This window comes from Paenibacillus sp. LRG-1, from assembly GCF_057220305.1.
Genome location: NZ_CM170126.1, coordinates 2,888,198 through 2,902,388, shown reverse-complemented (window position 1 = coordinate 2,902,388; position 14,191 = coordinate 2,888,198). Strand labels below are relative to the sequence as shown.

The following is a 14,191-nucleotide window of genomic DNA, read 5'->3' as shown; positions in this document are numbered from 1 at the left end:
ACAAGCAATAGCTAGATGGTTGTTAGTAAATCCAGTTGCAGCATTAAGGGAATTCTTTATGTAAGCGAAATTATTGCAAAAAGAAGGCTGCCGGTGAATTTCACCGACAGTCCTTCTCTTCCAAGCAGTATACTCCTCACTCCTATTCGCTGGACAGCTCCTTGAGCGATTTGACTTTACCATGGGGATGCTGTTCTTGCTTTCGTGACTTCCAGGCTGCTTCTTTCCTTTTCTTCTGGTGAGCCATAACAGATATCCTCCTTTGGAAATTGTGATGTATACTACTTTCTTAAGTTGTCATTTCTCAGCTCTGTTCATTCATAAAACTAAATTCGTTGGATTTTTGTAATAATTCAGGGGTTCCAAACCGTTTCAAAGGAATAGCTGGGAGCATGGCTTCATGTATTCTGGGTTTGCTGGAGATTGCATTAATTGAGCAAACGGCGCTAACTCAAGCGCTGCACTGGGAACAATTTTTAAAAAAACAGCCGATTTCTCCTTAACATACTAGAAATCGGCCTTTGCCTTCCGAAAAGAGGATTTAGTACATATAATACAACACAAATAATCAGAAATATCGGTGATGCGCCCGAAAGATTGGAAGGTGTGTAAGAAGGCTACTTATCGGCTGAACCGCTAGTTTCCGAGAAATAGTTATGTAAGTGATAAAAAATTCATACATTAGCTGTTATTGTAACTCCCTAAAGGACATGTTTTTTAAGAGACTATGAAGAACTTGCATTCTTCATAGTCCTGTTTAATGAACTATTGATCAATTATTCAGCAAATGATGCAAGTGAACTGCCTTCCCACATTTCCCCCTTATTCAGTGTCCAACCATCATTATAAAGATTGTAGGCACCTTTATTAGCTGCGGGGCTCCATCCCTCATCCCAAGCTAAGAAATAAATGGTTTTCGGATATTTTTCTTTGATGGCATTGATAAATAAAGAATAATCCATACTACCATTGGTTGCCTGCGGACCGACTTCTGTGAAAGCAAAAGGCTTATCAAGAGCTGTTAGCTCGTCATATCCTTGAATCGAATAAGGATCTGAGAAATAAGCGTCTAATCCAACAATATCAACATATGAAGATCCAGGGTAAAAGTCTGTCTTAAAGTTTCGGTTGGCGTCTGGTGCGTATACCCATATCAGGTTGTCCAATCCTCTTGTATCGGTCATATAATGATAGACTTTTTTATAAAGCTGTTGATATAAAGTGATACGTTCGCTATCCTCTTGGTTATAGTCGGTAAGTCCCCACCAGAACCATTCTCCATTCATTTCGTGAAGAGGTCTGAAAAGAACAGGAACACCTTCATCTTCTAACTGCTGAAGGCCGTCGGCAATTTTGCTTAACATAGCGTCTAATCGCTGGCCCTCTTCAGTTGATGAGTCTAGGATTCTTTCATACTGACTGTTTGAGATTGGGGTTTTATAATTTCCAGAGTTAAACGCAGGGTTAGCCAGATGCATACTGATCTGAGGTATACCTCCGTTCTTCCAATGAGAGATTAAATCGGTGTTACAACTATAATCGATCGAATCGGCAATATTAGAAGTCTCCATCCATCCTCTTGAATAATCACAGCCATACACGGCAGGGGACTGTCCTGTTGCATTTTCAATTCGATTAGCTTCGGTCATAGAAAATGACGCATTTGTGTACCCGCCGAATGCTCCTGACACTACGCGGTTTTCCGATGACAGATTAGCGAGCCAGTTCATCACTTCCTTGGTTGTGGCTTGTCCATTAGGATTCACCGTATGTGCAGATGCTGTCTGTGAGAAAGTCGAAGCGATTAACAGAATCCCCAATATTCTTATGTACCACCTCCTCTCTAAAGGAACGGCTGGTCGATTTCTACCATCGTATTCATTTAATTGATTTCACTGTGATATTTCTCCCTATGACACTTCTGATTGCAATCTACATTATTTTTCATTCTAGGAAGTTGATACCAACTTCCTAGAAAATTTTACTTTTACGAATAAAAGCAGCTCAATTATATCGACCTCAAATGAATAGATTAAAATAGTTCTAAAAGAGTAAAAAATAGTTCTTATAACAACTATCATTCAACTTCACAAAGAATGTTAGAGATAAGAATATGCTTAAAGTAATATTTTCCTTTTCATTCTTATGAAAATATTCTTTTCAAATTATTGTTATTATGTGCTATATAGAAGACTTTATGCCCGCACATTTGACACGCCATGTTATAAAAATCAAAAGAAATAAATAGCGGCTAACCAACGTCTATCAAAATAAGTTGATTACATCTGAAGGCTTAGCGTAGATTTTCGCTAAAACAAAAAAGCCTCCAAAATGGCGACTTCTTATGCGTATATGTTGTTGTCTCTCCTTGCAGTGCTGAAGTCTGCACCTGTGTTCGATAAACCTATTGTTCCTCGTTAGCTTTTATTCTTCAACTTCAACAATGATGTTAACCATAGATGCATCGTGATTTTTAATGCGAAGTGGTGCTGTGAAAGCAGATAATATCTTTTTACCAATTAATGGTGCAGGGTTTATGTCTTCGTAAATGAGCATTGTCGGCTCTTCATATTTTTCATGGTCTAAGAAGGCATGGTGAACAAAATAGCCGTTTCTTTTGGCTTCTTCCAGATTTTCAATGCTCATGGTATCAATGGCCACAGCTTTGCAGTTCGGCAAATTTTTACGGATGAATTCCGCTGCTTTGGGAGAGACGGCTGGAAAATTATTAGCGTATTTCTCAAAATCCGTATCTCGGTGTTTCCAATAGCTTGTATTAAAGATGAGAATATCCGCTTCATGCAGCTCTTCATATTCCTGAAGCATTTCAATGGTAATAAAGCCGTTCGGATCAAGAGGACAATCAATTAACAGCGGTTTTCGATAGATGAATTCTTCAATCGGAACAGCATCTATTCCCTTACCGTTATTTAAATGATGCCACGGTGCATCGACATGGGTGCCGACATGAAGATACATACTTAACACACTTCCATTCCAGGCATCCCCTTTGTCCAAACGCTCTCTAGGCTCTAACTTCACTTCTGGCAATCCTGGATAAACAGGCATTCCTTCATATATTGGGTAACCGATTTCAACGTATTTTGACATACTAAGACGCTCCTGTAATTTTAGTTTTAAGAATCCATTATTATAGGGGATATTCGCCTAATGTGTAGCTTCCGAAAAGTATAAGCGGAGTACAAACAGACAAACTGATAAAAAGACCATACCCCTACAGGTCAACTCCCTCATTTTAATTTATATTTTATATTCAATCGCCCTATCTTTCCTGAAATCGTACGACCACTTCTCCTTGATTGTCCTTTTAAGAAAGATAATATAAAAATAATAAACGATTATCCTAAGATATTAAAATAGGTATCTCTCCAAGCAGATTCTTTAAGTTAATAGAATCCCACGGCATATGCTCCGTTATACCTAATCCAACTACATCTGTTTCTTCAGATAGTTCTTTAATCAGATTAAGTAGCTGAGGCATTTGCATTGCTCCCGCAGGAGAAAAATTATAAGGTGCTTCAGGGTTGGCGAATAATAAAGAACGAAATGCTTTTGGGTCAAGCACATCTAAATCAAGGTGAATAGCTAGGTGCTTAATGCCACTTTCTTTAATCCACTCTCTTATAGATTCAGTACTATTCGTTAACTCTTTGGTTCCTGCAGTTTTAATTCCTAGTCTTTGAATCATTTCTGTGTCTGATTCTACAGGAGCTATATTTAGTCTTTGAAACGCTTCTGAAATGACTTCTGATTCTTGTTCTGTAGGAGCCGCTAATCCCGCGATAAAGACATTTTCAGGTTTTAGTGGGATTTTCACATGTTTTGTGAACTCCTCATCTCCTTCTCCCAAAAGATTTCCGAGCGGTAATGTATGACCGTTATCATAGCCCACATATCTAACTAAATCACTGTGAGCATCGATCCAAATTAAACCTAATTCCCCACCGTATCGTTCGTTCAAATAGGCAAATGGAGCTTGTTCCACTAAGCAGTCACCACCAAACATTACAATGCGATCTGGCTTATGAGCATCAATGATATGCTGAGCAGCCTCTAACTGTTCAAGTAGCTGTTTTCTCCCATTCATACCGTTTTCGTTTTCAAGCGGAGTACCCTTATAAGCTTGAACTGGAACATGAATAAGAGGTTGTTCATTATCCGGAGCTAGCCAAGCAAGCAGTTCGGCTCCAAAAGAGTAATTAGGATTGTTTCCCCCTTGCCATTGTGGCATTAACAGGCGTATTGTTTTTTTAGTCATGTTTTTCTCTCCTTTACTTCAAAAGTAAGGTTAGTATAAACTGAACACAAATAAAAACGTAGTACGCACTATTTTGATAGGTACTACCCGAAAGGATAGTGTAAACATGAGTATGGCTGAATTTAAAGGTAAAGTTAAAAATATTCAAGATACACCTTTTGGTTATACAGTTTCATTGATTGGTGGTAAATGGAAAATGGTTATTATTTATCTCCTAGCCGAAAACCGAACAGTTCGCTTTAATGATCTGAAAAGACAAATAGGGGCTATTACTTATAAAACATTGAGTTCACAACTAAAAGAATTGGAAGCAGATGGTCTGGTGAATCGAAAAGAATATCCTCAAGTCCCCCCTAAAGTCGAGTACAGTCTCACAGATAAAGCAGAAACGCTATTACCTGTTTTGGAAGGATTGTGTGAGTGGGGAACAAAAAACCAAAATAATTAAATCCAGTGTTCTACTAAAAATCCTGTATGCGAAAAGTTGTCCTGTTTTCCAACACTGCTATCCCAAGTTAAACTCTATGGTTAACAGCAGTGACACTTTGTTTATTTAGCTCTAAATGCTGAAGATGCCGTATTCATATACTTCCCCTTATTCTCCAACCGAAGAGGAAAGGCGGCCTTCCATAATGGCTCTGATTTGTTCGGTCGGCATCTTCGGGTGTCTATCGTGCGTCAGCAGAACGTTGATTCCCTGTTCCACGTCCGTCAGCTGTGTGTAACAAAAACCTTGTACGACAGGTGAATGCAGCAATGACTGGACATCAGCATGCAGCCGTTCTAGAAATTCTATTATCTTAATTATCGCTTCAAGCCAGATTTATCTCCCGAATCACTTCAAGCGGAACCTTCGGTTTTCGGTCTTCCGTCAACAATCCGTTGACCTCCTGCTGTACATCGGTTACCTGTGTATAGCAATAGCCCGAGAGATAGGGGGTCGCTTTAATTGCTCCGGTGACTGCACGGAAACGTTCGATAAAAGCTTCGACTGAATTCACCTGGTTTCCGTATCCCCAGCCCATGTCCGTCTGGAAGGCAATGCCGCCGAATTCGCTTATGATAATTGGTTGTCCCCGGTAGGCATATCCTTCTGCAAAGGCATATTTCCAATTGTTAAAGGAGATGCTGTTGTTTACAATGCTTTCCTTGTCCTGATATCGCTCCAAAAACTCTTCGCCCGTCTCCACATAATCATGAAGGGTTAAAATATCCGAGACTGTATGCTCCCATCCGTCATTGGTAATCACCGGACGATACGGATCAATCGTCTTCGTCAGATGATAGATGGTTTGCGTGAACTGCTGCTGCCTTACATCATGTCCAATGGTCGATATGCCCCACGATTCATTGAACGGGACCCAAGTTATGATGCTCGGATGATTGTACTGCTGCGGCACGATTTCCAGCCATTCCTTCGTAAAACGGCTAACCGCCTGATCATTGAACTCAAAGGTCGCCGCCATTTCCGACCAGACGAGCATGCCTTTCACATCACACCAATATAAAAAGCGAGGGTCTTCCAACTTCATATGTTTACGAACCCCGTTATATCCCATCGCGGCTATTTTATCGATATCTTCGATAAGAGCTTCTTCAGACGGTGGAGTCAGATGTGTTTCCGGCCAGTAGCCCTGATCCAGAATCAGCCGCTGGTAAAGAGGACCATTATTCAATAGAACCTGTCCGTTTTCAATCGATATTTTCCGCATGCCAAAATAAGAATACACCCTGTCGCACTCTTTCTCATCCTCATACAGAATAAACTCTACATCGAACAAGTTTGGCGATTCCGGTGACCACAAACACTGCTTCCATGGACCACCGGCTTCATGAAATACATGGACCTCTACCGTTATCCAGGGCCTGTCGGCAGATAGGCTGACCTTTTTCACATGCTGTCCTTTCAGCGTAATCCGTGTCTCTAGGCGTAAATTATCTTTACCCTCGATACCCATGAGCTGAAAGTCAAAGCGGATCATATGACGGTCGATATCCGATGTTATCTTGACCTCATTGATTCTTACCTCATTCACATATTCAATCCACACACTTTTCCAGATTCCGGTGCTCTGTACATAAAAGCATTCAAAGTTTTGATCCACCCAACGCTGCTTTCCCCGGGGCTGCGTGCAGCTCTGACTATCCTCCACTTTAAGCACGATGCTATTCTCCGAGTCGTAAGTGATATAGGGTGTGATGTCGAAAGAAAACGCAGTATAACCTCCTTCATGCTCACCAGCCATAAATCCGTTCACCCAGCATTTCGCTTTATAATCTACACCCTGAAAATGTAGAATTGTCCTTTTCGCTATTGCCTCCTGCGGGACCTTCACGCTCCTGCAGTACCAGATCACCGGATGGAAGGTCTCGACTCCGATCCCGCTTGCCTTGGTTTCATAAGTAAAAGGTACGAGGATTTTGGCTCCCTTCGGAAAATGATGATACCATTGCTCGCTTTCACCCACTTTGCCGTCGTCGAAGGCGAAATCCCACACCCCATTCAAATCCAGCCACTCTTTACGGACAAATTGCGGCCTTGGATAATTTTTGATATAAGCGTTTGTAGTCATACGGTTTCCACCTATCCTTTGATATATAATTAGTCACCTTAGCCTGATGACTTTACAGTGCATTGCTATCATCTGTAGGTCCGATCATCATCCTTTACCTCCGCTTCGAAATACAAACAATAAAATCGATTTGTTACACTATTATTGTATCTTTAGGGGATTATATAGTGATGCATTTTTAATGTCAACGCTTTCAAGTTAATTTTATGTAACTAATAAACTGAATAAGGCTTTAGCTACAGAGCACCTGCAACTAAAGCCTATCCATTTCACCAATATCTCAATCCATGACATAATTCACAGTCATTTTGATATTCTGATCATAATCTCCAAATTGCTTTCCGAACAGGTTGAGCCCACCTTGATGCACCGCATCTGGCTTAATTCCGATCCGCAAACGCAATTTGTGGCTGTTTTGCAGGTTGAGCTGATCCAGTGTAACCGAGGAAACCTTCTCCATATCCAGCGCAGTCTTCTCTTTATCTACTCGCCAGGTCTTGAGCAACCCATACTGGGTAGACCACTCATACCACCAGGCAGGATTCAGCTTGCCGCGCCTGTCTCCAAAATCACCGGGACACGTCCACATGCCAATCTCCACGCCATTAACCCACAAGGAAATATCAGAAGGCCAATTGTTGTCATAGTTTGGTGCTTCAGAACACATTTCCATCGATAGCTCAAGCGATTCTATTCGCGCTCCTGCCGGTATTTCGAGCGGCATTAAATACTCGACATAGCCCTTGCGGAACCATATCATCTGGGCTCCGATATGCTTCGGGTGGAAAAAACTCGCCGGTTCGTCCTCGCGTATGATCATCCCGTCTGCATTGGCCATACCGCACGTCGGTGAAACCTCACAATCGCTATAATGACCGATCGGCATGTCCACTTCGTAGATCTGTACATCCCCTTTGGGTACTGCTTTTTCAAGATTTAGCGCAATATGAATGTCATCATAATTGCGGCTGCACATCTTCATCGCGCCGCGAGAGGCAGGCAGCAGCTCTGTATTAATCAGTCTAGCAGCCTCCAGAACCTTGATATTGTTGGCTACCGTAGACACCGGAAGTTGAAGAGCTTCCGCTATTTCTACAATATTAAGGTTTTTAGAAATCAAGAGGCGGAGAATATCAACTCGGGAACGGGTGGATAAAGCATGCGTAACCGTTACCAGCTTGTCCGGATCATCAAAACTAAGCTCAAGCATTGCATCACCCATCTCAATTTACTGTGATTATATTACAATAAGTTTACTTGTATGCTTTGAAACAGTCAATAATATTGTATTAAATTATTAATTTTGTATTAAATACCGATCATATCCGATTTCTCTGGTTCAAGAACCCATAGGAAAGACAGCGATTTTTGAGCGGAACCCTGTATACAAATGCAACACGTTATTCCTTTGCTTTATGCAATAAAAAGCCGCTGATCTTCGGATTAAGATCAGCGGCTGATGCTCTCTTCATTTTAAACTTTCTTTAATACCCATACTCCATACGGTTCCAATGGTACGGTACCAGTAAGCCTCCTACCGGAAAGGAGTTCCTCCGTCTCAACACTCAGTTTAACCTGAGCCGTTTCTCCGCTGTAATTCAGTAGAAATACCAGCTCTTCTTGTACATCCGCACGAATAGCGACTTCTACCGTCGAAGGAGCTTTGCACCACCCCGCAAGCGGAGATGTCACCGGCAGCTGTCTTAGGAGCTCAGCCGCTAATGCTAGGTCAAAAGCTGCACCCCAATAGTAGACCAGTCCCTTGCCGACACGGTTGACGGTCAAGGCCGGTTTCCCTTCATAGTAGCTTGATGCGTACTCTGCGAGTACTTCTACCGTATCAGCATGAACATTCAATATATCGTTGAAGCCTGGAGCCCAAAAATCAAGAGCTTGATCCTTAAATCGCACCGATACAGGTGATGCCGTCCCATTTATCATCGTAAAGTCCTCTACGTGGACGCCGCTCATTGCGGCTGCAGGGCCTGGGAGTGGCTGCATGCGGCAGTGACCGAACTCGTTCTTATAACCGGTGCGGCAGCCGAAGATCAGGATGCCCCCATCCTCTACATATTTCTGTAACATAGCTGCCGTACTGTCTCGTAGGATCGCCGGATGCGTGTATACCAGCACCTTGTAATTGGCCAGTTCCCGCAGCTGTTCTGATTCCATACCCGGACGGATTGTAACCATATCCGAAGGTATATGTCCATACTGCAGTGCCTTGTACCAGCCGAGCTCACTTTGCTTTGTCAAGGGACCATACCATTTATCCAACTCGCCATCCCACTCGTTATCATAGTCACGAAGTAGAGCAACCTCTGCCACGTAACGTTTGCCAAGAATCCGCCCTCCAACCTTTTGCAGCTCCTTTCCGACGCGGCCTGCTTCTGCGACCCGACGATTCGGCTGATTGTGATAATCATTAATTCCATGCCAGTACATTTCCGTACCAAACGTTGCCGTTCTCCAGCGGAAATACAAAATCATGTCTGCCCCGTGAGCAATGCTTTGGTAGGTCCACAATCGCATCTGCCCCGGGCGCGGAGATGGCATCTCCATCCTGTTCACCCATCCTCCTGGACCGGATTGCTGCTCCATCACGCAGAAATTTGGTGACATCCCTCTGACGTTACTTAAAGTAAGCCCCCACTTGCGATCCAGCAATGGCTTCTCCCCTTGGTCCGGATAAATGGTACTGAATTGAGGGTAAGAATCGTACGAGAAAAAATCAAGCAGTTGATCCGTCATTTTATGGCTATCCAAATGCCCGAATACACCGTTGGTTGTCACCCACTGATTAGGCGCCACTGACCGAATAATGTCCACTTGTAGCTTGGCAAACGAAATGGTGTTATCGGATATAAATCGCTTCTCGTCCAAAGCCTGATGAGGATTCGTTGACCCGGATACGGTCGGACGAGTTAGATGGACCTGATTCCAGCTGTCGTAAGTTTGATTCCAGAATACAGCCCCCCAGGCCTTGTTGAGTTGCTCCAACGTACCGTATTTTGCCTCTAGCCAGCGCCGGAAAGCCTGATGATCTGCCTCGGCATAGAAGACGTTTATCTCGCAGTTCAGCTCATTATCAATTTGCCACCCAATGATGGCCGGATGATCTTTGTAATGTTGTGCCATCTCTCTTGTAATACGTGCGCAAAGCTCCAAATAAACGGGACTGCTGTAGTTATAATGCCGACGCTGACCGTGTTGGAACGTGACCCCTTCCATGGATACGTTCAGCACCTCGGGATACTTATAAGTAAGCCATGCCGGTGGCGTAGCTGTTGGTGTGCCCATGATCACTTGAATCCCGTTCGCGTCTGCCTGCTCCAAGAAACGGTCAAACAGCGTGAATTCGAACTTTCCTTCCTCCGGCTCGAAGATCGACCAAGCAAATTCTCCAATCCGAATGATGCTGAAGCCCAGTTCCTTCATTCTTATGAGATCGTCCGACCACAACGATTCGTCCCAGTGTTCAGGATAATAACAAGCTCCTAAATGAAAGCGATCTAAAGATAAGGATTTCGGCATGCTCCAATTCTCCTTCAGTAGAAGTGATAGTACAAAAATGTGATTCTCTGATAATCGTATCTATTGTAATATAAGAATAAAAGGATTAGAATAACTCGATTTTGCTAATTGAATTACTTTTTTGCTAACTTACTCAAGGAGATGGATACATGATTAAAATAGATTGTTATCTTCCTTCACCCATTCTAAAAGGTATACTGTTTCCCGAATCGTTAGGGCATTACAAGAACTTCCCCACTCATGGGGAGCGAAGGAATGCAGGATTACTGAAAGATTACAATTTACATATCATTTTTGCAGGCAAAGGCGCTATTGTGCATGATGGGAAGGAAATCGAGCTTACCCCTGGCATGGGCTTTCTTTTCGGCAAGCATACGACGCAGCAATATCGAACTAAACCCGAGGATCCCTGGGATGTCCGATGGATTCATTTTGACGGGCAGGATGTAGATTCGCTATTACAAGGTCGAAGCATGCACGAACCGTATCTGTTCTCGCTCCACCGGCCAGAACGTTTAAAACCGCTGATGGAAGAAATGTTGCAACTTGCCCAAACTTACCGTCACGACTATGATGTACAGATCTCTTCCCTGCTTTATGAAGTCCTTCTGGAGATCGTCCATCATTCCCACCAAATTTTCGGCACCTCTCCCGGCGGCACCGTCCATGAGAGGATTCGTCATACGGCGGAATATATTCGTATGCATTGTCGAAACATGCTCGATTTGAAGACAATGGCTGCAACGTCAGGTTATAGCTCCTTTCATTTTAGCCGACTCTTCCATCAGATCATGGGTAGTACTCCAGCTCAATATTTGCTCCAATGCCGAATAACGCTGGCCAAACATTTGCTTGTATCTACGGCACTCACTGTAAAGCAGATTGCACTGGAAACCGGCTTTCATCAAAGCAGCTATTTTATCAAGAGATTTCGGGAGCATACAGGCATCACGCCGGAGCAGTTCCGCCAGCTGAGAAGGATGGGTTAGTACAATCCAAAAACTCCTTCAATAGCTGGGCGTGTGTGTATGGCAGCGTACAAATCGAAATTACAAATTATGCAGTTGAATAAAAGAATAAGCGGCCGCTTAGGACGTTTGGTTAACATGTCCTACGCTACCGCTTTTGTTAATGTTTTTTATTTCGCTTATATTTGGGATTAATTTGTCTGTTTGGATATCGCTCCGAAATATTCTACAACTACCTCACGGAATTCCAGAGCAGCCCGCGAAATATACCGACTCCTGTGCCATAATAAAGCGATCTCCCGTACCAATTCGTGATTTTCTACTTGGAGATATTTAAGATGTTCCCGTGAATTTCTTGCCGTGCTTGGTATGAAGGCTATGCCAATTTCAGCTTCCACAAGCGTACTAAGCCTTGCAGGTTCATCCCCCTCATACACATACTTAGGTATAAAACCTTCCGATTTGCATATAGAGTCCACTAAATCGCGAGTACCGTAGCCTCTCTTTACACCGACAAACCATTCATCCCTTAGATCTGTCAACGTTACACTGCTTCGATCTGCCAGCCGATGTCCCTTTGGAACAGCTACAAGGATTGGGTCGATAAACACGATTTGGCATTCGATGTCATCTCCCTCTATTGGAGGTGAGGACAAGCAAAAATCGACCTCGCCTCTATGAAGAAGCGTTACCATTTCCTGCGTAGTCAGCATTTGCACATGAAATTGAATATAGGGTCGCTTTTTCCGAAACTCTCGAAGGATATTGGGTAATGTGCTAGCGGTGGTCACCGCCAATTCGAGAGTGCCATGTTCCGGGCTGGATAAATCACTAAGCTCCTGCTTCCCCTGCTCCAATTCAAATAAAGCCCTCTCTGCACGGTGAAGGAATCTGCTTCCGAACTCATTCAATCGCAGTTTCCTCCCTGTTCGATCGAATAGAGGAACCCCCAGATCTTCCTCCAGGCGCTGAATCGTTTTGCTCAGCGACGATTGAGTAACGTGCAGACTTCGTGCAGCTTCGGTCACATGTTCCAAACGAGCTACCGTCAGAAAATATTGCAGTTGAAGAAGTTCCATTATGATCCCCCATTCATTCCCCCAAGTCAATGAGATTATAACATCAAATGCGTTGGAATAAATAATCGGTTTCAAGTACGATGACATTAATTCGCTATGGGGGGACCAGAAATGAGCGTTCGCAGCTGGTGGTTAATGATTTCAGTTGGTCTAGGGATACTATTGAACCCATTAAATTCTTCGATGGTTTCTGTTGCTATTCCAAGTCTGCAAAAAGTGTTCCAACTTGACTTTACAGGTGTTTCCTGGATTATTTTTTCTTTCTACATTGCAAGTAGCATCGCTCAACCTGTCATGGGAAAAGCCAGCGATTTATTCGGTCGTAGAAAGATATTTCTTACCGGGCTTGTTGTAGCCTTCATTGCATCATTATTGGCTCCATTATCACCAAATTTCGGGTGGCTCATCGTGTTCCGCATTGTGCAATCCATCGGAACAAGCATGATGGTTGGGGTTGGAATGGCTATTGTTCGAATTCATATTACAGAAAAACAAGCAACTGCGTTGTCTGTTTTGTCCATATTCCTATCTGGAGCAGCAGCAATTGGCCCCTTTATTGGCGGAGTCTTGATTCATTGGTGGAATTGGCCTGCTATCTTTTTCATCAATATTCCGTTTGTGGTGGCCAGCTTTGTATTGGCTTGGAGGAATATTCCTAAGGATGAACTGCCAACATCCTTAGCACGCAACATGTCCTTTCGTAAATGGTTTGAATTGATTGATGCATCAGGGATTCTGCTCTTCACAGTGGCTTTGGTTACCCTACTCGTTGGATTACTCTCAGCAAAATCATTTGGACATATCTCATTAGGAAATGTCATTGTCGGGCTGATAGGTCTCGTTGCGCTGGGGATATTCGTACGACATGAGTTAAAAGCGACATCACCCTTTATCCCTTTACGCACATTCGCCAAGTACCCTGCAATGACTTGGGTGAATGTTGAATTCATGCTCGTTAATGTACTATATTACTCGCTCTTTTTCGGGCTTCCGTCCTACTTGCAAATGGTACGTCATGTCAGCGAGTTCCAAACAGGCATTCTCATGCTAAGCTTAGGCTTGTGCTCGCTAATTACTTCTCCAATTGCAGGACAATGGATCGATAAATCAGGACCCAGACCGGCATTGCTGGTGTCCGCAATTCTGATGACATTGGGGTCAGTTTGGCTCGTGACATTGAATCCAACTTCACCGGTTATCAGCGTGTGTTTGGCTTTAGCTGCATTCGGAATTAGCAACGGTTTGAACAATGTAGGTATGCAAGCAGCCCTGTTCCAAAGTTCTCCAAAAGAAATAATCGGTGTAGCATCCGGATTATTTAACACATCCAGATATCTGGGAACCATTATCTCTTCATTATTGATAGCTATCGTAATGGGAGGTACGTTTAGCTTCAAGGGATTTCAAATGCTTGGGATCATCCTTACGGTAATTGCATTGTCTTTGGTATTCATGAGTCGGCGGCACCGGGAGTCAGCGCAATTGCATGAGTCGTAGGTTCACTAAGTTCATATCTCAAACCAGCGCGCGGCACCAATCATCATGCATCAAATGTCATTTATTTGGCGTAAAGATCTACTACAACAAGTTTTAATTCAGCGACATTGCTACATAAAACTTCGCTACATTCAAACCACAAAAGCCGTAAATCTCCAGGGTTATTGGAGACTTGCGGCTTTTGTAGTTTGTTTAGATTGCCCCAAAGCCATTTGAAAGCTTTGGGGCCAGTTTCCCTATTTTGAACTCGGAGCTTGTTTT

Annotated in this window: 11 protein-coding genes; 3 read left to right on the top strand and 8 right to left on the bottom strand. The window is 43.2% G+C overall.

Features of this window, described 5'->3' with window-relative positions:
* Positions 1-142: 142 nt before the first annotated feature.
* From ACUUJN_RS12715 to ACUUJN_RS12700, 4 genes are all read right to left on the bottom strand, one after another.
* On the bottom strand, positions 143-247 hold the full coding sequence (locus ACUUJN_RS12715; RefSeq protein WP_023988604.1) for a DUF6254 family protein: 105 nt from the start codon (positions 245-247) through the stop codon (positions 143-145).
* Between the two features lie 529 nt (positions 248-776).
* Positions 777-1,829, bottom strand: coding sequence for a glycosyl hydrolase (locus tag ACUUJN_RS12710; RefSeq protein WP_071558741.1), 1,053 nt, complete (start codon positions 1,827-1,829; stop codon positions 777-779).
* A gap of 595 nt (positions 1,830-2,424) precedes the next feature.
* Complete coding sequence (locus ACUUJN_RS12705; RefSeq protein ID WP_053325443.1) at positions 2,425-3,111, bottom strand: cyclase family protein; 687 nt, start codon at positions 3,109-3,111, stop codon at positions 2,425-2,427.
* A gap of 253 nt (positions 3,112-3,364) precedes the next feature.
* Entirely contained in the window at positions 3,365-4,279 is a 915-nt protein-coding gene (locus tag ACUUJN_RS12700) for an arginase family protein (RefSeq protein WP_484669697.1), read from the bottom strand.
* Positions 4,280-4,385: 106 nt separating this feature from the next.
* Between ACUUJN_RS12700 and ACUUJN_RS12695 the strand changes: the two genes are divergently transcribed.
* Complete coding sequence (locus tag ACUUJN_RS12695) at positions 4,386-4,727, top strand: winged helix-turn-helix transcriptional regulator (RefSeq protein WP_013310350.1); 342 nt, start codon at positions 4,386-4,388, stop codon at positions 4,725-4,727.
* Between the two features lie 364 nt (positions 4,728-5,091).
* Here ACUUJN_RS12695 and ACUUJN_RS12690 read toward each other — a convergent pair whose 3' ends face one another.
* The 3 genes from ACUUJN_RS12690 to ACUUJN_RS12680 form a co-directional block, all read right to left on the bottom strand.
* On the bottom strand, positions 5,092-6,852 hold the full coding sequence (locus ACUUJN_RS12690; RefSeq protein WP_484669696.1) for a glycoside hydrolase family 2 protein: 1,761 nt from the start codon (positions 6,850-6,852) through the stop codon (positions 5,092-5,094).
* A 280-nt stretch (positions 6,853-7,132) separates the two neighbouring features.
* A complete protein-coding gene (locus ACUUJN_RS12685; RefSeq protein ID WP_023988598.1) occupies positions 7,133-8,062 on the bottom strand; it encodes an ArsR/SmtB family transcription factor in 930 nt (309 codons plus the stop codon).
* Positions 8,063-8,325: 263 nt separating this feature from the next.
* Positions 8,326-10,386: a beta-galactosidase gene (locus tag ACUUJN_RS12680; RefSeq protein ID WP_279833650.1), complete on the bottom strand. Its 2,061-nt coding sequence runs from the start codon at positions 10,384-10,386 to the stop codon at positions 8,326-8,328.
* Between the two features lie 149 nt (positions 10,387-10,535).
* Here ACUUJN_RS12680 and ACUUJN_RS12675 point away from each other — a divergent pair, with 149 nt between their 5' ends.
* A complete protein-coding gene (locus ACUUJN_RS12675) occupies positions 10,536-11,375 on the top strand; it encodes an AraC family transcriptional regulator (RefSeq protein WP_081376899.1) in 840 nt (279 codons plus the stop codon).
* A 170-nt stretch (positions 11,376-11,545) separates the two neighbouring features.
* Here ACUUJN_RS12675 and ACUUJN_RS12670 read toward each other — a convergent pair whose 3' ends face one another.
* On the bottom strand, positions 11,546-12,433 hold the full coding sequence (locus ACUUJN_RS12670) for a LysR family transcriptional regulator (RefSeq protein WP_075154203.1): 888 nt from the start codon (positions 12,431-12,433) through the stop codon (positions 11,546-11,548).
* 111 nt (positions 12,434-12,544) lie between these two features.
* Here ACUUJN_RS12670 and ACUUJN_RS12665 point away from each other — a divergent pair, with 111 nt between their 5' ends.
* Positions 12,545-13,930, top strand: a complete 1,386-nt coding sequence (locus ACUUJN_RS12665) for an MFS transporter (RefSeq protein ID WP_209942231.1) — start codon at positions 12,545-12,547, stop codon at positions 13,928-13,930.
* The last annotated feature ends 261 nt before the right edge of the window (positions 13,931-14,191 follow it).